At 64.6% G+C, this 20,494-nt stretch carries 17 protein-coding genes; 11 read left to right on the top strand and 6 right to left on the bottom strand.

Annotation, left to right across the window (positions count from 1 at the left end; genetic code table 11):
* Window positions 1-50: 50 nt before the first annotated feature.
* The gene (locus tag IHE49_RS05895) at window positions 51-2,528 is read left to right on the top strand and encodes a ribonucleoside-diphosphate reductase subunit alpha (RefSeq protein ID WP_192155851.1); all 2,478 of its coding nucleotides are present in this window, start codon (window positions 51-53) and stop codon (window positions 2,526-2,528) included.
* A gap of 135 nt (window positions 2,529-2,663) precedes the next feature.
* Here the strand turns inward: IHE49_RS05895 and IHE49_RS05900 are convergent, their stop codons facing one another.
* Window positions 2,664-2,978, bottom strand: a complete 315-nt coding sequence (locus IHE49_RS05900; RefSeq protein WP_343227544.1) for a GIY-YIG nuclease family protein — start codon at window positions 2,976-2,978, stop codon at window positions 2,664-2,666.
* A gap of 128 nt (window positions 2,979-3,106) precedes the next feature.
* Between IHE49_RS05900 and IHE49_RS05905 the strand changes: the two genes are divergently transcribed.
* The 5 genes from IHE49_RS05905 to IHE49_RS05925 all read left to right on the top strand — a co-directional run bounded on the left by IHE49_RS05905 (window position 3,107) and on the right by IHE49_RS05925 (window position 7,917).
* Window positions 3,107-4,132, top strand: a complete 1,026-nt coding sequence (locus tag IHE49_RS05905; protein WP_192155853.1) for a ribonucleotide-diphosphate reductase subunit beta — start codon at window positions 3,107-3,109, stop codon at window positions 4,130-4,132.
* A gap of 52 nt (window positions 4,133-4,184) precedes the next feature.
* Window positions 4,185-4,745, top strand: a complete 561-nt coding sequence (locus tag IHE49_RS05910) for a TetR/AcrR family transcriptional regulator (protein ID WP_192155854.1) — start codon at window positions 4,185-4,187, stop codon at window positions 4,743-4,745.
* A gap of 38 nt (window positions 4,746-4,783) precedes the next feature.
* A complete protein-coding gene (locus IHE49_RS05915; RefSeq protein ID WP_192155855.1) occupies window positions 4,784-5,461 on the top strand; it encodes a type II CAAX endopeptidase family protein in 678 nt (225 codons plus the stop codon).
* A gap of 100 nt (window positions 5,462-5,561) precedes the next feature.
* Window positions 5,562-5,948: a BlaI/MecI/CopY family transcriptional regulator gene (locus IHE49_RS05920; protein ID WP_192155856.1), complete on the top strand. Its 387-nt coding sequence runs from the start codon at window positions 5,562-5,564 to the stop codon at window positions 5,946-5,948.
* A gap of 1 nt (window position 5,949) precedes the next feature.
* Window positions 5,950-7,917 (top strand): M56 family metallopeptidase, encoded by a 1,968-nt coding sequence (locus tag IHE49_RS05925; RefSeq protein ID WP_192155858.1) that lies wholly within the window; start codon window positions 5,950-5,952, stop codon window positions 7,915-7,917.
* A gap of 103 nt (window positions 7,918-8,020) precedes the next feature.
* Here the strand turns inward: IHE49_RS05925 and IHE49_RS05930 are convergent, their stop codons facing one another.
* Complete coding sequence (locus IHE49_RS05930) at window positions 8,021-10,363, bottom strand: S9 family peptidase (protein ID WP_192155860.1); 2,343 nt, start codon at window positions 10,361-10,363, stop codon at window positions 8,021-8,023.
* 200 nt (window positions 10,364-10,563) lie between these two features.
* On the opposite strand from IHE49_RS05930, the gene IHE49_RS05935 reads away from it, so the two are divergent.
* The gene (locus tag IHE49_RS05935; RefSeq protein WP_192155862.1) at window positions 10,564-10,956 is read left to right on the top strand and encodes an acyl-CoA thioesterase; all 393 of its coding nucleotides are present in this window, start codon (window positions 10,564-10,566) and stop codon (window positions 10,954-10,956) included.
* A gap of 52 nt (window positions 10,957-11,008) precedes the next feature.
* Here IHE49_RS05935 and IHE49_RS05940 read toward each other — a convergent pair whose 3' ends face one another.
* Window positions 11,009-11,383 carry a hypothetical protein gene (locus tag IHE49_RS05940; RefSeq protein WP_192155864.1) on the bottom strand — a complete coding sequence of 125 codons (375 nt, stop codon included), beginning with the start codon at window positions 11,381-11,383 and terminating at the stop codon, window positions 11,009-11,011.
* Window positions 11,384-11,883: 500 nt separating this feature from the next.
* Window positions 11,884-13,554 carry a protease pro-enzyme activation domain-containing protein gene (locus IHE49_RS05945; protein WP_192155866.1) on the bottom strand — a complete coding sequence of 557 codons (1,671 nt, stop codon included), beginning with the start codon at window positions 13,552-13,554 and terminating at the stop codon, window positions 11,884-11,886.
* 462 nt (window positions 13,555-14,016) lie between these two features.
* Between IHE49_RS05945 and IHE49_RS05950 the strand changes: the two genes are divergently transcribed.
* A complete protein-coding gene (locus IHE49_RS05950; RefSeq protein WP_192155867.1) occupies window positions 14,017-14,766 on the top strand; it encodes a glutathione S-transferase family protein in 750 nt (249 codons plus the stop codon).
* A 60-nt stretch (window positions 14,767-14,826) separates the two neighbouring features.
* On the opposite strand, the gene IHE49_RS05955 is transcribed toward IHE49_RS05950, so the two are convergent.
* Window positions 14,827-15,726, bottom strand: coding sequence for a LysR family transcriptional regulator (locus IHE49_RS05955; RefSeq protein WP_192155869.1), 900 nt, complete (start codon window positions 15,724-15,726; stop codon window positions 14,827-14,829).
* A gap of 116 nt (window positions 15,727-15,842) precedes the next feature.
* Between IHE49_RS05955 and IHE49_RS05960 the strand changes: the two genes are divergently transcribed.
* Window positions 15,843-16,835, top strand: coding sequence for an aldo/keto reductase (locus tag IHE49_RS05960; protein ID WP_192155871.1), 993 nt, complete (start codon window positions 15,843-15,845; stop codon window positions 16,833-16,835).
* Window positions 16,836-16,915: 80 nt separating this feature from the next.
* Here IHE49_RS05960 and IHE49_RS05965 read toward each other — a convergent pair whose 3' ends face one another.
* Window positions 16,916-18,880: a M1 family metallopeptidase gene (locus IHE49_RS05965; protein ID WP_192155873.1), complete on the bottom strand. Its 1,965-nt coding sequence runs from the start codon at window positions 18,878-18,880 to the stop codon at window positions 16,916-16,918.
* 88 nt (window positions 18,881-18,968) lie between these two features.
* On the opposite strand from IHE49_RS05965, the gene queF reads away from it, so the two are divergent.
* Entirely contained in the window at window positions 18,969-19,793 is an 825-nt protein-coding gene (gene queF / locus IHE49_RS05970; protein ID WP_192155875.1) for an NADPH-dependent 7-cyano-7-deazaguanine reductase QueF, read from the top strand.
* A gap of 90 nt (window positions 19,794-19,883) precedes the next feature.
* A complete protein-coding gene (locus IHE49_RS05975; protein WP_192155877.1) occupies window positions 19,884-20,420 on the top strand; it encodes a hypothetical protein in 537 nt (178 codons plus the stop codon).
* Window positions 20,421-20,494: the final 74 nt, after the last annotated feature.

A 20,494-nucleotide genomic window follows, 5' to 3' on the forward strand; every position in this document is an offset into this window, starting at 1 on the left:
CCCTGCGCGCGGGAGCAGGCAGTTGATTGCCACGGCCTGGAGCCACCGACATGCAGCCTCTCGATACCGATACCCGCGAGCGTTCCGCTGCGCGCGCGGAGTCGTCCCCGCTTTCCGCCGAAGCCCCGGTCTCCGCCGGCGAGGCCTTCACTCTCACTCCACCGCACAATCCAGGCCAGATGCGCGTGACCAAGCGCAACGGCCGCCAGGAAGTGGTGGACGTCAACAAGATCGTGCGCGCCGTTACCCGCAGTGCGGAAGGCCTTCATGCAGTCGACCCGATGCGCGTAGCGCTCAAGACCATCGGCGGCTTGTACGACGGCGCCACCACACAGGAACTGGATCAGCTGTCCATTCGCACCGCTGCCGCACTCACTGCCGAGGAGCCCGAGTACGGTCAGCTTGCCGCGCGCCTGCTGGGCGCGTTCGTCGACAAGGAAGTGAGCGGCCAGGAAATCCAGAGTTTCTCGCAATCCATCGCGCGCGGCGCGGAATTAGGCATCCTCAACGACCGTCTGCGCGACTTCGTGTCGGCCAACTCGCGCAAGCTCAACGATGCGATCGATCCGCTTGCTACACGCCGCTTCGAGTATTTCGGTCTGCGTACGGTGTACGACCGCTACCTGCTGCGCCACCCGCAGCTGCGCAAGGTGCTAGAGACCCCGCAGCACTTCTTCATGCGTATCGCCTGCGCGCTGGGCGGCAACGAAATCGGCGAGACGCTGGAACTGTACCGCCTGCTCTCCTCGCTGGAATACATCGCCAGCTCGCCGACTCTGTTCAACGCGGGTACTGCGCACGAACAACTCAGTTCCTGCTTCCTGCTCGACTCGCCGCTGGACTCGCTCGAATCCATCTACGAGAAGTACGGCGACGTGGCCAAGCTCAGCAAGTTCGCCGGCGGCATCGGCCTGGCCTACTCGCGCGTGCGTTCGCGCGGCTCACTGATCAAGGGCACCAACGGCCACTCCAACGGCCTGGTGCCGTGGCTGAAAACGCTGGACGCTTCCGTAGCCGCAGTGAACCAGGGCGGCAAGCGCAAGGGCGCGGCCTGCGTGTACCTGGAGCCGTGGCACGGCGACATCGAGGAATTCCTCGAACTGCGCGACAACACCGGCGACGAAGCGCGCCGCACGCACAACCTCAACCTCGCCAACTGGATTCCGGACGAATTCATGCGCCGCGTCGAGAGCGACGGCGAGTGGTCGCTGTTCGATCCCAAAGTCGTGCCGCATTTCGTCGATAGCTGGGGCGAGACCTTCGAGAAGGCCTATCGCGAAGCGGAGGCCGCCGGCCTCGCCGTGAAGAAGGTGAAGGCGCGCGAGCTTTACGCCCGCATGCTGCGCACGCTGGCACAGACCGGCAACGGCTGGATGACCTTCAAGGACCGCAGCAACGCCACCAGCAACCAGACGGGGAAGGCGGAAAACGTCATCCACCTGTCGAACCTGTGCACAGAGATCCTGGAAGTCACCAATGCCGACGAGACGGCCGTGTGCAACCTGGGTTCGATCAACCTGGCTCGCCACGTGGTCGACGGCCGCTTCGACTTCGACAAGCTTGCCGCCACTGCGCGCACCGCGGTACGCCAGCTGGATCGCGTGATCGACCTCAACTTCTATCCCATCGCCACCGCCAAAGTCGCCAATAACAAGTGGCGCCCGGTTGGCCTGGGCGTGATGGGCCTGCAGGACGTGTTCTTCAAGCTGCGCCTGCCATTCGACTCCACCGAGGCTCTGGAGCTGTCCACGCGCATTGCCGAGGAGATCTACTACAACGCACTGTCGCAGTCGAACGAGCTGGCGATGGAGTTCGGTGCGCACCCGGGCTTCGCGGAAAGCCGCGCCGCCAACGGCGAACTGCAGTTCGACTACTGGACCAACGCCAAGCCGAGCGACCAGGCCCGCTGGGACGCGCTGCGCGAATCGATCAAGGCCAAGGGTCTGCGCAACTCGCTGCTGATCGCGATTGCGCCGACCGCCACCATCGCCTCCATCGCCGGTTGCTACGAGTGCATCGAACCGCAGGTGAGCAACCTGTTCAAGCGCGAGACGCTGTCGGGCGACTTCCTGGTGGTGAACCGCTACCTGGTGGAGGAACTGAAGACGCTCGGCCTGTGGACCGCCGACGTCCGCGATGCGATCAAGCTGGCGGAAGGTTCGATCCAGGGCATCGCCGCGATTCCGGAACGCCTGCGCACCATCTACCGCACCGTGTGGGAATTGCCGCAGAAGGCACTGATCGATCTCGGCGCCGCACGTGGTGCATACATCGACCAGAGCCAGTCGCTGAACCTGTTCATGGAGAACCCGAACATCGGCCAGCTCAGTTCCATGTACATGTACGCATGGAAGTCCGGCATCAAGACCACCTACTACCTGCGCTCGCGCCCGGCGACCAAGATCGCCAAGACCACGGTGTCAGCCACGGCGGTTGCGAAACCCGCGCCTGCCAGCGACCAGGAACAGGCCACGGCGGCGGTGTTCTGCTCGCTGGAAAACCCCGAGTACTGCGAAGCCTGCCAGTGACGCATGTTCGTCAACCCGGCGACACGCTTCATAACAGCCGGAGGCTGGCCATGCTGGGATCCAGTGACTTTCCAAGTCGAAGCCGACGGCACTGGATTCCAGCTTTCGCTGGAATGACGACGAGGGAAATTCGGCTCACGAACAGATTTCAGGGTAAAGATCGCGCCAATAGGGATTGGTCTTTTCGATGAGCTCGATCTTCCAAGCCCGCTTCCATGCCTTGATTGCCTTCTCGCGGCAGATGGTCGACTCCATGGACTCATGCAACTCGTACCAGACCAGCGTGTGGACCTGATGCCGATGGCTGAACCCTTCCACGACGTCATTGCGGTGCTGCCAGATGCGCGCAGGCAGATTGCACGTGACGCCGGCATACAGCGCGCCGTTTCGATGACTCACAAGTATGTAGACGCAATGCCGGTGCTCCCGCCCTCCGAGCTTCTCCAACACACACCAATCCCGTCATTCCAGCGAAAGCTGGAATCCAGTGCCTCAAGGCGTCGCCGTACCGCCATGTAGGCGAAAGACGCTGGATCCCGGCTTTCGCCGGGATGACGAACGAAATCCAAGGAACCACCATGTCCGCCCAACCCGAACGCGCCCAGCACATCCTTGATCCCGGCTTCGAACTCACCCTGCGCCCGATGCGCTATCCCGAGTTCTACGAGATGTACCGCAACGCAATCAAGAACACCTGGACGGTGGACGAGGTGGATTTCTCGCTGGACACCACCGACCTGCGCTCGAAGATGAGCGAGGCCGACCGCCACCTGATCCATCGCCTTATCGCGTTCTTCGCCACCGGCGACACCATCGTGTCGAACAACCTGGTGCTGAACCTGTACCAGCACATCAACGCGCCGGAAGCGCGCATGTACCTCTCGCGCCAGTTGTACGAGGAAGCGCTGCACGTGCAGTTCTACCTGACCCTGCTGGACACCTACATTCCCGACCCGGCCGAGCGCGTCAAGGCGTTCTCGGCCATCGAGAACATCCCCTCGATCCGCCAGAAGGGCGAGTTCTGCTTCAAGTGGATCGACTCGGTCCAGAACCTGCAGCGCCTGGAAACGCGCGAACACCGCCGCCAGTTCCTGCTCAACCTGATCTGCTTCGCCGCGTGCATCGAGGGCCTGTTCTTCTTCGCCGCCTTCGCCTACGTGTACTTCCTGCGTTCGCGCGGACTGCTGCACGGGCTGGCCTCGGGCACCAACTGGGTGTTCCGCGACGAAAGCTGCCACATGGCGTTCGCCTTCGAGGTGGTGCGCAAGGTGCGCGCGGAAGAACCCGACCTGTTCGACGACGAAATGCGCACGCAGATCGAGGAGATGCTGGAGGGCGCCATCGCCTGCGAAACGCAGTTCGCCGAAGACGTGCTTTCCGGCGGCGTGGCCGGCCTGTCGGTGAAGGACATGCGCCAGTACCTGGAGTATTGCGCCGACCAGCGCCTGGCCCAGCTCGATCTGCCAAAGAAATACGGCGTGAAGAACCCGTTCGACTTCATGGACCTGCAGGACGTGCAGGAAGTCACCAACTTCTTCGAGCGCCGCGTCTCTGCCTACCAGGTGGGCGTGCAGGGCGACGTGGCGTTCGACATGGCGTTCTGAAGCCGGCACGCCCACTTGACATGTAACGGACGTTACACGTAACGTCCGTTACATGCAGACACGAAAAGAAGCACTGGTCGATTCCATCGTTGCCTACCTGCTTGAGCACGGCCTGGCCGATCTTTCGCTGCGCCCGCTTGCCGCAGCCACCGGCACCAGCGCCCGCCTGCTGATCTACCACTTCGAATCCAAGGAGGGGCTGCTCGCCGAAGTCCTCGAAGCGATGCAGGCGCAGCTTCGACGGTCCTTCTCACGGCTGCTGGAGCGGCCGCCCGCGAACGGCCATGCGAATCCGCCGCTGAAGCTGCTCTGGGAATGGGCGGTCGCACCGAAAAACTTCCCCTACCTGAAGCTGCTCTATGAACTGCAGATCCTGGCCGTCCAGAACCCGGACGTCTATGCGCAATACCTGCAGCGCAATAACGCGAACTGGTCGGAACTGGTACTGGCGCTGCTTCCCGCACAAGACCGCGACCCCGCCTTCGCCACGCTATGCGTCGCGGTCTTCGACGGCCTTTTCATCGAGTTGATGAGCACCGGCGACCGCAAACGGACGACCCAGGCCATCGACCGGTTCATCCGCATCGTCGGCGACGCGCGCGCGAACACCTGACGCATTCCATCCGCCCGTCCAGTTACCCGGAGATATTCATGCAGACCTTGGCCAGCGACTTCAAGGCGGTCGAACGGCGCACCTGGCTCATCACTCTGGCCGGGCTGGTGCTCGCGCTCGGCGTGGTCAGCCTTCCTTTCAGCAACTGGGACCATGAGTTCGCAGGCATCGGGCATCTGCTCGGCAACGAAGCGATCTGGTGGACCTACATCGCGGCGATGCTGCTCTACGTGCGCAAGGTCGAGCGACGCCCGCTGTCGTCCATCGGTTTCCGTCCGCCCGGCGTTGGCAACGTGCTCATCGGCATGGCGGCTGGCGTGATGGTGCTGGCCGTGCTGGGTACGATGTACTTCTTCGTACTCCCCGCGCTCCACCTGAGCGACTCGATAGCCTCGACGGCGAACGGCGGCGCCCTGATGGCCACGCCCTTCTGGTGGCGCTTTATTTCGACCATACGTGCCGCGGTTTCCGAGGAAGTGTTGTTCCGCGGCTATGCGATGCAGCGGATCGAGGAAGTGAGCGGCAGCCGCATCGCCGCGCTGCTGCTCTCTCTCACCGTGTTCACTATCGACCACGTGACTTACTGGGGCTGGAGCCACGAGCTGATCGTCGCTACCGGCGGCGTGGCCTTCTCGCTGCTGTACCTGTGGCGGCGCAACTTGTGGGTCAACATCATCGCGCACTTCATCGTGGATGCCGCCTCGGTCCTCGCCTGAAGCGACAGAAGGATCTGCCGGGGAGGCGACGAAGCCCTATTGACTACACGTGTCGGCAGAGGTAGCTTGGCGACACGTGTAGTCATAACGGAGCCGCGCCATGCCACGCCCCACCATCGGCGACCAGGAACTCGCCCTGCTGCATTACCTCGCCGCACACGAACCCGTCTCGGTGGGCGAGGTGGCCTCCGGCTTCGGCGAAGCGCAAAGCCTCGCCCGCTCCACCGTGCTGACGATGATGGAGCGCTTGCGCGCCAAGGGCTACCTCAAGCGCCGCCAGGTGCAGGGTATGTACCGCTACAGCACCGCCACGGGTCCCGGCGAGGCGATGCGCAGTGCGGTGGGCCGCTTCGTGGAAAGCACGCTGAGCGGCTCGGTGTCGCCCTTCGTGGCGTGGATGGCGGAGCGCGGCGAAGTCAGCGACGACGAACTGGCCGAACTGCAGGCATTGGTGAAGCAACTCAAGACCACGCGCAAGGAGAAGTGAGATGACGACCTTCGATCATCTGGCCTCCGCCTGGCTGGAACGCCTGATCTGGACCTCACTGCAGGCCGTGCTGCTGGTGGCAGCGGTGGCGCTGCTCATCCGCGCGCTCCCACGCCTGCCTGCCGCCGCACGCTGCGCGCTGTGGTGGCTGGTCGGCCTGCAGGCCCTGCTGGGCTTGTGCTGGCAGGCACCGATCCGCTTGCCACTGCTGACGCCGCCGTCGATCGAAGCGCCCGTCGTCGCTCCGCAAGGCAATGCGATGGCCGACGTGACCATCACTACCATGGGTTTCGACCATGTCAGCAGACACACCTTGGTTGCACCAGCCACTCTGGCACCCGTCGCCCGACCCGCCGCGACCGACTGGATCTCCACGCATTGGCACACGCTGCTGCTCGCAGCGTGGTTGCTCCTGTTGCTGGCGCAGTTGCCTGCGCTGATTCGCGAACATGTCCGCTCGCGCCGCCTGCATCGCACTGCGCACTCAACGACGGATACCGACTTGCTGGCGCGCTGCGCCCGGCAGTCGCGCACGCTCGGCTTGCGCCGCACGCCCCGCGTACTTGCTTCGTGGGACATCACCTCGCCGCAGGTCAGCAGTAGCCTGCGACCGGTGGTGCTGTGGCCGGCCGACGGTGCGCTGAGCGCGGACGAAGCCTCGCTGGCGCTGGCCCATGAACTGGCCCACCTGAAACGCGGCGACCTGGTGTCCGGCTGGGTTCCCGCGCTGGCCGGCCGCCTGTTCTTCTTCCACCCGCTGCTGCGTTGGGCAATGCGCGAATACGCACTCAATCGCGAAGCCGCCTGTGATGCGCTGGCCATGGAGCAGCAATGCGTCGCACCACAGGACTACGGCCGCCTGCTGCTGCGCCTTGGCGTGCACCACCCGATGCATGCCGCGCTGGCCGGTGCGTCCCCCACCTTCCTCAACCTGAAGAGGCGATTGACCATGCTGCAACAGACATCCACGACCATGTCTCGCGTGCGCGGCTGGCTGCTCGTCGCACTCGTCGCGCTGATCGGCGTTTTGCCGTACCGCGTGGTGGCAGGCGATCAGACGCCCCTCGCCGCCGCGCCCGTGACCATGCCCGCGATGACCAGTTCCACCGCAATGCCGCCGCCTCCGCCACCGGCGCCTCCCGCACCACCGGCACTGCCGGCTCCACCCGTATCAATGCCCGGTGTCCCTCCGCCGCCACCGCCGCATGAAGTGCCGCCACCTCCGCCGCCGCCGCTGCCCCCACCTGCTCCTCCCGCACCGCCGCCGCCCCCTGCGCCCGATTTCGGCTTCCATGCCGACAGTGTGAGCATCGATATCGAACCCGGCATGCAACGTGGCTTCGCATTGTTCGACGGCAGCAGCCTCACGATTCGCGGCACCGAAGCCGATGCAGCGACCGTCAAGCATTTGCCCAAGACCGGCGGCCCACTGCTGTGGCTCCGTCGCGGCGACAAGACCTACGTGACCCACGACAAGGCCACCATCGAACGCGCAAGCCAAATCTGGCTGCCGCTCAACGAGATTTCGCACCAGCAGATTGGCCTGGCTGCACAACAACGCTCTGCGGCCATGAAAGATGCCGAAATGGCGAAGCGCTCGGCAGCGCTGGCGCGCGCCCAGGCCGAGTTGGCACGTTCGCAAGCCACGCTCGTTGCCGAGCGTATATCCCTCGACGCCACCGCGCAGGCAGAGGATTCCGCCGCGCAAAAGGCTGCCGCGGACACCGCTCGCCAAAAGGTCGAATCGCAGCAGCAAGCCATCGAGGCACAACGCCTCGCCATTGAAGCGAGGCAGGCCGCAATGCAGGCGAGCGTGCAGCAGCATCAACGTAACATGGATGCGCGGCAAGCCACCCTCGATAAGCAGCAAGCCACTCTCGACCAACAAGAACAGACCATCACCCGCAAGGCGTACGGCGAAATGGACAAGTTGATCGATGAGATGCTGGCTAAGAGCGGCAACACTTGAGGGCTTGTCCAGATAACGGGTCGCACCGCATCCGCATGTCGCAAAACGAAAGGCCGGGACTCGCGTCCCGGCCTTTCGTTTTGTACCGCTCAAGCAGCCGCGATCAGAACCACGGCCACTTCTTCAGCTCGTACTCCTTCGGCGGCGTGTCGCCAGCGAGGTATTGCACGAAGTAATCCCAGCGTCGGCGCGTGGCGTAGGGCGTGGCGGCGGCGTAGCCATGATGGACGTTCGGGATGATGAGCATGTCGAAGTCCTTGTTGGCCTTGATCAGCGCATCGGCCACCAGGAAGGTCTCGCCCACCGGCACGTTGTCGTCGATCGTGCCGTGCACCAGCATCAGGCGGCCCTTGAGGTTTTTCGCCATCAGCTGGTTGGCCTGGTTGTCGTAGCTGGTGCTGCCGTCCTTGTCGGTGGTCAGCAGGCCCTGGTACTTCTCGCCCCAGTCGTTCTCGTAGTTGCGATTGTCGTGGTTGCCGCTCTCGGCCCAGCCGACCTTGAAGAAATCCGGGTAGCGGAACATCGCATCGGCGGTGGTGTTGCCGCCGCCGGAGTGGCCCCAGATGCCCACGCGGTTGATGTCGATCCAGGGGTAGCGCTGCGCCAGTTCCTTGATGCCGGCGACCTGGTCGGGCAGCGTGTTGTCACCCATCTGGCCGTACCAGGTGTGGTGGAAGCTGGCCGAGCGCCACGGCGTGCCCATGCCGTCGAGCGCGATCACGATGAAGCCGAGCTCGGCCAGCGCCTGGTTGTCGCCCTGCGCCGGCAGGAAGCTGCGGGTGCGCACCGAGCCGGTCTGCGGGCCGGGATAGACGTAGTCGATGATCGGGTACTTCTTGCTGGGATCGAAGTGGCTGGGCTTGAACATCTGGCCGTAGAGCTCCGTCTTGCCGTCACGCGCTTTCACCGTGAACGGGATCGGCGCCACCCAGCCGGCAGCCTTGAGGCGCGAGAGGTCGGCCTTGGCGATGGTGGCGATGACATGGCCGTCGTCGCTGGAGCGCAGCACAGTGACCGGCGCCGTGTCGACCGTGGAGTAGCTGTCCACGAAGGTCTTGCCGTCGGGCGACATGCTGATGGTGTGGTCGGCGTCTTCCGGCGTCAGCAGCACGGGTTTGCCGCCATCCACGCCCACCTTCCAGAACTGCTTGAAGTACGGGTCCACGCCCGCCACGCGGCCGGTGCCGATGAACCACAGCTCGCGCGACTTGCGGTCGAGGTGCAGCACGTCGATGACGTTGCCGTCGCCGGTGGTGATGGAATGCAGCTCCTTGCCGGTATTGATGTCGTACAGATAGAGGTTTTGCCAGTCGCTGCGCTCGGACGGCCAGATGGCTTCGTGCGAGTCCGGCAGGTAGCGCCAGTTCACGTGGTCCATGCCGCTTGAGTAGTAAGTCGCCACCTTCTCGTCGAAAGCGGTGCGCACGGCCCCGGTGTCGGCGTTGACCACGCGATACCAGGCCTGCTTGCGGTCGCGCGAGCTGTTGACCATGGCGAGGGTCTTGCTGTCGGGCGCCCACTGCAGGTCGTCCCAGTGGCCGTCGCTGTTGTAGCTGAGGTCATCGTCCAGGGTGGACAGGCGCTGCTGCGGCGGCAGCTGCAGGCGCACCACCTTGTGCGTGTCCACGTCGACCACCACCGGCTCGATCATGAACACCTTTTTGTCGCCTGGCAGCGGATATTTCCACGCATCCAGCTCAGGGTGGCCCACCTTCGTGCTCACGGTGTACATCTCGCCCACGCCACGCTGGTCCTGCTGGTAGGTGGCGATCCTCTTCGAGTCGGGCGACCAGTCCACCACGGCGCGGTCGGTATGGATCCAGCCCGCGTTGTCGGTGGCGTAGCCGAAGTCCTTCACGCCATCGGTGGTGAGCTGGGTTTCCTTGCCGGTGGCGAGGTCGCGCACCCACAGGTTCCAGTCGCGAATGAAGGCTTCCTTGGTCTTGTCAGGCGAGACAATGCCCGGCTCGTTGCCGGTCTTCGCCACGGCCTTGGCCGTGCAATCGCCCGCGCCACCGAGGTCGCACACATAATGCTTGCCCATCACCGCGACGTCGTAGCGGCCATCCTTCTGCACGCTGAAGTCGAAGCCGAACGGCGGTACCTTGTTGGCCGGCATGGGCTTGCCGGTGACCTTGCCTAGTGCGGCAGCGAGCTTGGCCTGATCGAAGGCCGGTGCGGCCTTGCCGCTGACGGTGTTCATCTCCATCACGCGGTCGCCGCTGGCATCGTGGTCGACATACCAGAAGTGAGTGTTGTCCAGCCATTTCACGCGCTGCACGTCGTGGTCGACCAGCGGCAGGGTGTTGTAAATCATGAATCGCTCAGCCTGCGCGTAATCCTGCGCGGCGAGCGTACGTGTTTGCGCCATCGCGCCCGTGCTGCCCACCAATAGTGCCGCTGCCAGCGCGCCGGCGAGGCGCGTCTTGCCGATAGTCGAGCTCATCTTCTTTTCACCCCTTGAGGGAACGAAACCGGCGCCCGCGATGCAGGCGCGCCAACCCCCGATGCTAACGCCTCACCCCCATGCCCACCCATGTGCCAAAGGTTGAGCCCGGGGAAACGGAATAAAGACGGCGGGACGCGTAAACCGCGTCCGCACTGCGGCAGAATGTCGGGTTCACCCATTCGTCCACGGAGCCGCCGATGCCTGCCACCCCGCCCGAAGCCCGCCTGCTGGAGATGGTTTTCCCCGACCACACCAACCACCTCGGCACGCTGTTCGGTGGACAGGCACTGGCCTGGATGGACAAGGCCGCCTTCATCGTGGCGTCGCGCCATGCGCGGCGCATCGTGGTCACCGCACGCTCGGAAGAAGTGAATTTCCGCGTTCCGGTGCGCAAGGGCCAGTTGGTGGAGCTGGTGGCGCGCATCGTGGGCACGGGCCACAGCTCGATGCAGGTGGAAGTGGAAATGACGGCCGAGGATCCGCTCAGCGGCGATCGTCGGGTGTGCACCACCGGCCGCTTCGTGATGATCGCGCTGGATTCCAATGGCACGCCGACTGCGGTGCCACCGCTGCCGGGCCCGATCGACTGAAACCGTGATCGCGATTGCCGGCGCGAGGCCCGGCAATCGCGACGAAACCGGTTTAGTCGTGGACGTAACCGGTTTCCTGCGTGTTGACCGTGACCTTGATCAGCTTCAGCGAGGCCTCGTTGCCGATGCCGCCGCCGGAGAAGGTCAGCTCGCCCTCGCCCTTGTAGAGGTATTCCACGCGATAGTTGTCGCTGCCGAAATGGAAGGGGATCCAGGCCTTGCCGGTCTGGTACATCTTCTGGTCGTTGGGCAGCCCAATCAGATCGGTGACCTGCTTCGAATACATGCCTGGCTGGATCTTGGAGAACTTGCTGCCGGGCGCGGGCGTGCCCACGACAGCCTGATCATCCGGGGCACTGAATGCCAGCGGCGCATAAGCCGCGAACAGGCCGAGGGAAGAGATGAAAACAAGCGACTTGATCTTCACGATGTAGCTTCCTTGTGATTGTGGTGATCGCTGCAACGGGGCAGGTGCCTGTTTCCATCGGACGCTCCCGGAAACCGGACTGATCGACCATGCCCCCTTGGCTTGGCGTGATTGCGCTCTGCGACGCAGGCGGAATCGTGCCGGATGCTAACAGACACGCAGAAGGATCGCCGCGATCCGCCACATGCGCGCCAAAGACTCACCATGAGCGCAGGGCTCCGCACCTCGGTCCACTCGGGCACTTGCCTGATGATGCGTGAGGGCGAGGGCCGACAGCATCGCGGGCACCGGACATGATCGGAAGTAGCAGTGACCTGCGAAGACCAGCCCAGTTGCGGTTCCACCGATGCACCACCGCCGCTTGATGATGCTCGCGCCGGATTTCATCGGCGTGGCTACGAACGTGACGGCACTCGCCGGCAGGAATGAAAAGGCCCGGGATCGCTCCCGGGCCTCGTTCCACGCTCCCGGATTCACTACGGGAACAGTACCGACCGCAACTACGGAACCAGTGCCGAAATCAGCGCCGCCTTCGGGCTGCCCCAGCCGGTGACCAGGTCGTAACCCGTCACGGCCGAGTAGGTGCCGGACTTGCCGCTGGTGATGTCGTGGAAATCGGCGGTGTACGCGCTGGTCAACTTGCCGCCCGACTCGTTCTGCGCATAGATGGTCGGGTCGAAGAAGCCGACGGCGGAACCGCCGCTGGCCGCCGCCTGCTGGTTGGCCAGTGCGGCGAAGGCTGCCCACATCGGCGCGGCGAAGCTGGTGCCGCCGTAGTCATTGGCCGTGCAGGTGGTCTGGTCTGCGCACACGTAGAACGTGAAGTTGGCATTGGCCGCGACGTCCGGGCCGTTGCGGTAGGTCGTCGAGCCCTTGTTGCTGCTGTTGATCACGCCGGAAGCCGCCTGCCACGAGGGAATGGCGATCTTGTCCGGCGAGATGCCGCCACCGCTGTCGACCCACGCCGTCTCCGACTTCCAGGCCCCGCCCGCCGAGGCGGTGGTCAGATCGGTGCCGCCGACGCCGATGACATAGGCGGCATCGGCTGGCCAAGCCTCGTTGCGCCTCGACCAGGTCGAACTGTCGCCCGACGCGGCGAAGAAGCTCTGGCCCTGCGCTGCCATCTTTTCCCAATAGGGATTCAGCGTACTCGGGTCGGCCGGCGTCCAGCACCACGAGCAACCGATGGTCTTCGGCAACGGGCTGTGCGTGGTCATGGAACTGAGGATGGCGGTGTCGGTGGAGCCCACATACACCGTCAGGCTGGCCAATCCCGGTGCCATGCCGAGTGCCTGGGTCATGTCCAGCGTCTGCTCGGTATCGTCGCAACTGCCACCCGCCCTGGAATCGACGCAGGACGTGCTGGTGCCGTCCGTCGACAGCAGCGTGACGGGCACGTTGTTGGTCTGCCCCACGTTCTTGTAGTACGTGGTCAGGTCGGCCAGGTCGGTACCTTCGAACTCGAACAGGCCCAGGTTCTGACCGGCGCCGGTCAATGCGCTGCCGCCGTAGTAGGCCGCGCGCATGTCGCTGCCCAGGAACGAAGCGGAGGGACCCGAACCCGTCGTGGCATGCGACACCACGGCTTCGGGGGAAATGCCGTGCTCCCGCGCATAGTCACTCTTCTTCACCAGCATCGGATGGGGAATCGAGTAATTGTTCAGGCCGGAGACGTGCCAGAGCGGGATCGCCAGCGAAGTCGAAGGTTCACGGTCCGGACTGTAGAAAACGCGGTTCTCGGTGGGATGCTGGTAGGTATGCATCTTCACGTTGAAGGCCGATTCCACCGCGGAGACCGGGCCGACGACCTGGACGTCCATGCCGTCGCGGCTGCCGCCGGTAACCATGAAGCCGTTCCTGACCAGGTACTGCACCACGGTGTTGTAGTCGTGCTGGCTGGGACCGTACACCACGGTGAACTGCGCCGGCGTGAGGTAATCGCGATAACTGATGCTGGTGGGATCGGTCACGCTGGCCACGAACTGGTCGAGGCCGGCCTGATCGCCGACCGGCAGGACCACATCGAGGCTCATCAACTGATGGGCAGGCAGATCGCCTACCTGTTTCGCCGTTCCCTGGCGCACCGCATCGCGCACGTGATGCGTCATGAATTCCGCAGCCCGCGCCGTCGTCGTCACACCCAGCGCCATGGCCACGGCGAGCGAGAGCATGCATGCGCCCCGTGTCAGACGTGCAGCATGACGGTTGAGACCTTCCCCATTGGAAATTGACCTGATCATGGAAAAACCACCCCTCTCTGCTAGATGACAGTGAAGTGGAGAGAGAAGCGGCATGCGCATCGCTGTCCGACGGTCGTTCGGTTGTGCCGGATCGGAATGCGGCCATCGTGAAGCCGCCACGCTGGCGTGACTCCCCTCTCGCCCATTACCACGTCCCCCATCGTTCACAGCGGCGCGCGCTGTCGCGGCTATTCGTATCTTGTTGCCGCTCTTCCCGCAAAAAGCTTCGATGACTGGCTATCTGCGCAATTGGATCAGAGCCATGGTGAACAAAATGAGTGGACAGGGTGAAACAAAACCGACGACGCCACGCACTGCACCCCCGGCATGCCGATTGACGCGGCCACGGCCATTCGCGCACGCTGTTCCGCATGCGCCCGATGGAGTGCCGCAATGGTTCGAATCAAGCTGATCGGCAGCTACCTCTCGCCCTATGTGCGCAAGGTGCTGGTCTGTCTGGAGCTGAAGGAACTCGAGTACGAGATCGATCCGATGCCGCCGTTCGTGGGCAACGAGGCATTCGCGCGCATCAGCCCGCTCAAGCGCGTGCCGGTGCTGGTCGACGACGGACTGGTGTTGAACGACTCCTCGGTCATCTGCCAGTACTTGGAGGACAAATACCCCACCCCGGCGGTCTTTCCGCATGACATCGTCGAGCGCGCGCGCGCGCGATGGCTGGAGGAATACGCCGACACGCGGCTGGCCGACGGTCTGATCTGGCGATTGTTCTACCAGCGATCGATCCGCCGCCGCGTGTTCAACGAGCCGCCCGACGAAGGCGTGGTGACACAGGCGCTGGAAGTGGAGATTCCCGCCGCTATCGACTACCTGGAAACCCAGTTGCCGGAAGATGGCTTCATCTTCGGCGCGCTGTCCATCGCCGACGTCAGCATCACCAGCTATTTCCGTACCGCCTTCTTTGCGCGCTACACCATCGACGCCACACGTTGGCCGCGTACCGCCGGACTGGTGGAGCGCACTCTGGCGCTGCCCGTCATGCAGAAACTGGCGCGCTACGAAGACTGCACGCTGCGTCTGCCGCTGGCCGAGCAGCGCCAGGCGCTGATTGCCGCCGGCGCGCCGCTCAGCAGCGAGACAATGGGCACCACTGCACCAAGGCCGATTTTGCCGCGGACGTCATGACCCCTGCCGGCGGCCTGTTCGATATCTCCACACGGACCGGTGGCGATATCGAACAGTCGTTCATGCCTGCCTCTCCATCAGCTCCACCAGCCAGTCCACAAACACACGCAGGCGCGCAGGCATTTGCTGCTGTGCGTACAGCACGTGAACCGACAGCGTCGGCGGTGACAGGTCGGGCAGGATCTCGCGCAGCGTGCCCCTGGCCAGCGAATCGGCAACGCGATAGCGCGGGAATTGCGCAATGCCCAGCCCTGCCTCGCAGCAAGCGAGATAGGCATCCACGCCGCTGACGGTGACGCGTGAGGGCAGGTGCACCTCGCGGCGACGACGGTTCACCACGAATTCCAGCGAGGATTCCAGGCGCCGCGTGGTGGGCGAAGCCCAGTTCACCGCCAGGTGGCCCTGTTGCAGATCGGCAAGCAGGGTGGGTTTGCCGTGACGGCGCAGATAGCCGGCACTAGCCACGGTGGCCTGCGCCAGCGTGGCCACACGGCGCCCCACCAGCCCCGAGTCCGGCAGCTCGCCGACGCGCAGCACGCAATCCACGCCTTCGCGCAGCAGATCCACAAAGCGGTCGCTGGTGCCGATGTCCAGCTCCACCTGCGGGAAGCGCGCACAGAACTCGGGCAAGGCGGGTATCACCACTTGTCGCGCCAGCGTCGCCGGCAGATCGATGCGCAGGCGGCCTTGCGGCTTCAAGGCCGCTTCTCGGAAGTCGGCCTCCACCTCGTCCAGGTCAGCCAACAGGCGCACGCAGTGCGCGTAATAGGCCTGCCCGTCGCGGGTGATGCGCTGACAGCGCGTGGTCCGTTGCAGCAGCTGCGCGCCCAGCCGCGCTTCCAGTTTCTTGATGGCGTGGGTGACGGTGGCGCGCGGCAGGTCGAGATCATTGGCAGCCGCGGTGAAGCTGCCCAGCTCGACGATCCGCGCATACAGTCGCATGGTGTCCAGACGATCCATGGATTGTTGTCTTTATCGGAATAGTGATGTTGATTATTAGGTATTTATTCCATAACGGCCACGGCGCAGCATGACGCCACCTCCACCCATCACCTTCAGACACCAGGAGCATCCGCATGCAAATCCGCACGCTTGGCAAGAACGGTCCGCAAGTCTCCGCACTCGGGCTTGGTTGCATGGGCATGAGCGATTTCTACGGCGACCGCGACGATGCCGAATCCGTCGCCACCATCCACCATGCGCTGGACCGCGGCCTGACCCTGCTGGATACCGCCGACGCGTATGGCCCGCATCTCAATGAGGAGCTGGTGGGCAAAGCGATCAAGGACCGCCGCGAACAGGCCTTTGTCGCCACCAAATTCGGCCTCGTGCGCAACCCTGCGGAACCGCTGTCGCGCGGCGTCAACGGGCGCCCCGAATACGTGCGTGCCGCCTGCGAGGGCAGCCTGCAGCGACTCGGCATCGAGACCATCGATCTGTATTACCAACACCGCGTGGACCCGAACGTGCCGATCGAGGAAACCGTGGGCGCCATGGCCGAACTGGTGCAAGCCGGCAAGGTGCGGTACCTGGGCCTTTCCGAGGCCTCCGCCGCCACGCTGGAGCGCGCCAGCAAGGTGCATCCGATCGCCGCGCTGCAGAGCGAGCTCTCGCTGTGGACCCGCGATCCCGAGGACAACGGCGTGCTCGATGCCTGTCGCCGACTGGGCATCGCCTTCGTTGCCTATTCGCCGCTGGGTCGCGGCTTTCTTACCGGCGCGATCCGCTCGCCGGATGATTTCGAGGCCGACGACTACCGCCGCTCCAGCCCGCGCTTCCAGGGCGAGAACTTCACGCGCAATCTGGCGCTGGTGGACAAGGTGAAGGCGCTCGCAGCCGACAGGGGTTGTTCGCCCGCGCAGCTGGCGCTGGCCTGGGTGCTGGCGCAGGGCAAGGACGTGCTGGCGATTCCCGGCACCAAGAAGCGCTCGCGGCTGGACGAGAACCTGGGTGCGCTGGACGTGACGCTGTCATCCGCTGACCTGGCCGCCATCGAAGCCGTATTCCCGCCCGAAGCGGCTGCAGGCGCGCGGTACGCAGCGGCGAGCATGGCGCATGTAGGTCGATAGGCCGCAGACGCTGCCACCTGCCGTTGCAGGAGCGCACGAAGTGCGCTCCTGCATTTTCGTCCCGCATCTGGCCTAGGGCCTCAGTGCATCGCGTAGTCGTTGTTGGAGCGATCCGCGTCAGGCAGCTTGTGGTCGGGATCCAGCTCCAGCTTCGCGATGCGTTTGTCCGTATCCAGCGTGAGCTTGGGCGTGGCGCTGAAACGCCAGGTTTCCACCGGCAGACGGATGTCGCGATGCGTGCCGTCGGCGAAGTCCACGCGCAGCGTGGCTGGCATCACCAGCTTCTGTTTGCTGACCAGCGTTATCGTGACGCCCTTGGCCGGGTCGTTGCCCACGTAGCTGGCGCCGGTGATACCCATGTCGAGCTGCCAGTTGTTGAGGTACCAGCCGCGCCACCACCACGACAGGTCCTCGCCCGCCGCGCTGTCCATGAAGCGGAAGAAATCCGACGGCGTGGGATGGTGGTAGGCCCAGGTGCGGATGTAGGCGCGGAACGCAGGATCGAAGCGTTCGGGGCCGAGGATCTGTTCGCGCAGCAGGATCAGGCCCAGCGCGCCCTTGAAGTAGGTCACCGGGTGGCGGTACTTCTCGCTGATGGAATCGGCATGCGCCATCAGGGTGGGCGCATTCGGGTCGGCCAGCAGCGGCAGGATGTCGTCCACCGGGTTGCCGCCCTGCGGCGCGTATTCGCCGTCGCGCTTGGGCCCGTATTCGCCATGGTTGAAGGCGTCCGACGCATACACGTCGATGAAGGTGTTGAAGCCCTCGTCCATGAACGCGTTGCGGCGCTCGTTGGAGCCCACCACCATCGGGAACCAGGTGTGGCCGATTTCGTGCGCGCTGATCCAGAACAGCGGCGCGCCGCTGTCGGTAAAGCCGTCGAACACGATGCCGGGGTATTCCATGCCGGCGCCGTGGCCGCCGAGGTTGATCGCATTCGGCCACGGGTACGGGTACCACTTCGACGAGAAGTGCTCGATCGCGCCCTTGACGTATTCGGTGGAGCGGTTCCACTTGTCGGCGCCGACACCCTCGACCGGGTAGATCGACATCGCCATCGCGTGCTTGCCGTCAGGCAGGTTGATGCGCGCGGCATCCCACACGAAGGCGGGCGAGGCAGCGAAGGCCACGTCGCGCGTGTGCTCCATGTGGAAGCGCCAGGTCTGCGTGCCGCTGTGCGTGGGGCGCGAGGACGGGTCGTTCACTTCCTCCGGCTTGCGGATGTACACGGTGCGGTCGCTGTCGGCTGCCTGCGCCAGGCGCTCACGCTCGGTGGCGGTGAGCACCTGATCGGGGTTCGTCAGCTGGCCGGAGCCTTCCACGAGGTAGTTCCACGGCACCGTCACGGCATAGTCGATGTTGCCGTATTCGAGATAGAACTCCTGGCCGAGGTAGGGCAGCGTGTCCCACCCGCGCAGATCGTCGTACACCGCCATGCGCGGGAACCACTGTGCGATCTCGTAGATGTCGCCGTTCTTGGTTGGCGTGACCGCGGTGCGGCCGCCCCACTCGCCGGGCACCGTGTAGTGGTAGCGGATGCGCAACTTGAGCTGGCCGCCCTTGGCCTTGAGCATCTCCGGCAAGTCCACGCGCAGGCGCGTGTCGTCCACCAGGAAGTGGACCGGCTTGCCATCCACTTCCACCGCGTCGAGCTGGTAACCGTCGGTGGACTCGCCATGCTTGCCCGGCCATGGCGAGGTGATCGCGCCGCGCGAATCGGGCTTGTAGATGTTCTGGTCGAGCTGCACCCACAAGGCGTCCAGCGCATCGGGGCTGTTGTTGGTGTAGGTGATGGTTTCATCGCCGGCAAGGCCGTGCGTGGACGGGTCGATGCTGGCCTTGATGTCGTAGTCGGCGCGGTTCTGCCAGAACTCGGGGCCGGGCCTGCCGGCGCCGTCGCGGAACGCATTGACCGGGTACGGCAGGGAAAGCGGCGCGAAGAGCACCTGTGGATCGAAAGCCGAAGTCTTGTCCTGCGCATGCGCGGGCGCGCACAGCGCGGCAGCGACGAACAGGGCGGCGCAGGCCGGGAGGGAAGTTTTCATCGTGGGGATGGACTCGTGGGAGGCCTATCCATTATGGAAACCACGGCGCGCCGAGGGATAGGCCAGAAGTCACCGTTACACTAGACAAATGAGCACTCCTGACCAATCCCAGCTCGGCAAGGCCACCGTCTATGCCGACCGCTACGATCCCGGCCTGCTGTTTCCCATTCCGCGCTCGGCCAAGCGCGCGGAAATCGGCGTGGGCGATGCATTGCCCTTCCATGGTTGCGACATCTGGAACGCCTACGAACTGTCGTGGCTGGATGTGCACGGCAAGCCGCAGCTGGCCGTGGCGGAATTCCGGGTGCCGGCCAGTTCGCCGAACATCATCGAATCCAAGTCCTTCAAGCTGTACCTCAACGGCTTTGCGCAGGAACCGCTGGCCAGCGCGGACGCGCTGCGGGCCGTGCTGCAGAAGGATCTGGGAAACGCCGCCGGCAACGCGGTGGAAGTGATCCTGCATCCCGCACGCACCGCCGCGCATGCATTCGCCGACCTTGCGGGCGAGTCCATCGACCCCCTGCCGGCGACGATCAATGACTACGGCCCGCCCAAGGCCGATTACCTCCGAGCGGATGCGAACGCTGCCGTGGTCGAGGAATCCCTGGTTTCCGACCTGCTGCGTTCCAACTGCCCGGTCACCGGGCAGCCCGACTGGGGCAGCGTGCAGATCGCCTACCGCGGCGCGCCCATCGACCGCGAAGGCCTGCTGCGCTATCTCGTCTCCTTCCGCACCCACAGCGAATTCCACGAACAATGCGTGGAACGCATCTTCATGGACGTGATGGCGCGCTGCGCACCCGAGCGGCTCAGCGTGTACGCACGCTATACCCGCCGCGGCGGACTGGACATCAATCCTTTCCGCAGCAGCATGCCGGACGTGCCAGACAATCCGCGCGGCGCCCGGCAATAAGCCCTTGGTAATTCACGCTTCAGACCCCGGCCGCTAGCCTCGACGGGACTCGACTGCAGCGGCATCGCCGCCACCACCACGGGGTTCGCCATGCACCGCTACGCCCAACCACTCGCCTTGTGCTGCGCCATCGCACTGCTGTGCGGTTGCCACCGGCACCACGGTACGGCAACCGCGACGGGCACTGCAGCACCCGCAAAAGCACAAAGCAGCAAACCTGCGCCCGCTCCCGCTGCCAGCGCAGCCAAGCCCCTCGCCGCGAACGACAATGGCCTCCGCGTCGCCACCCTTACCCTCGGCACGGCCATCGACGCCGGCTATGCGGTGACCGCGCCTGCCACGCGCTTCGGCACCGACACCCACACGATCTACGCCAGCGTCGCCACCACCGGCCGCGCCGCCAGCGCCAAACTGGAAGCGCGCTGGCGCTATCTGGAGGGCCAGGGCGTGCTGGTCAACGAACTCGGCCAGACCATCTCCGCCGACGGACCTGCCGTCACCACGTTCGAGGTGCAGAACCCCAACCGCTGGCCCGCCGGCAAATACGTGGTGGAGATCTCGCTGAACGGCAAACCGGCGGCGCAACGCGACTTCGAAATGGTCGACGGTGCCCTGGAAAAGAACTGAGCGGTAGGCGAGACCCTCGCGCCAACGGCCCACACCATGGCGCCCTCAGGACGATGGACCTGGCAACGCGAATC

This window comes from Rhodanobacter sp. 7MK24 (genome assembly GCF_014842995.1).
GTDB lineage: Bacteria > Pseudomonadota > Gammaproteobacteria > Xanthomonadales > Rhodanobacteraceae > Rhodanobacter_A.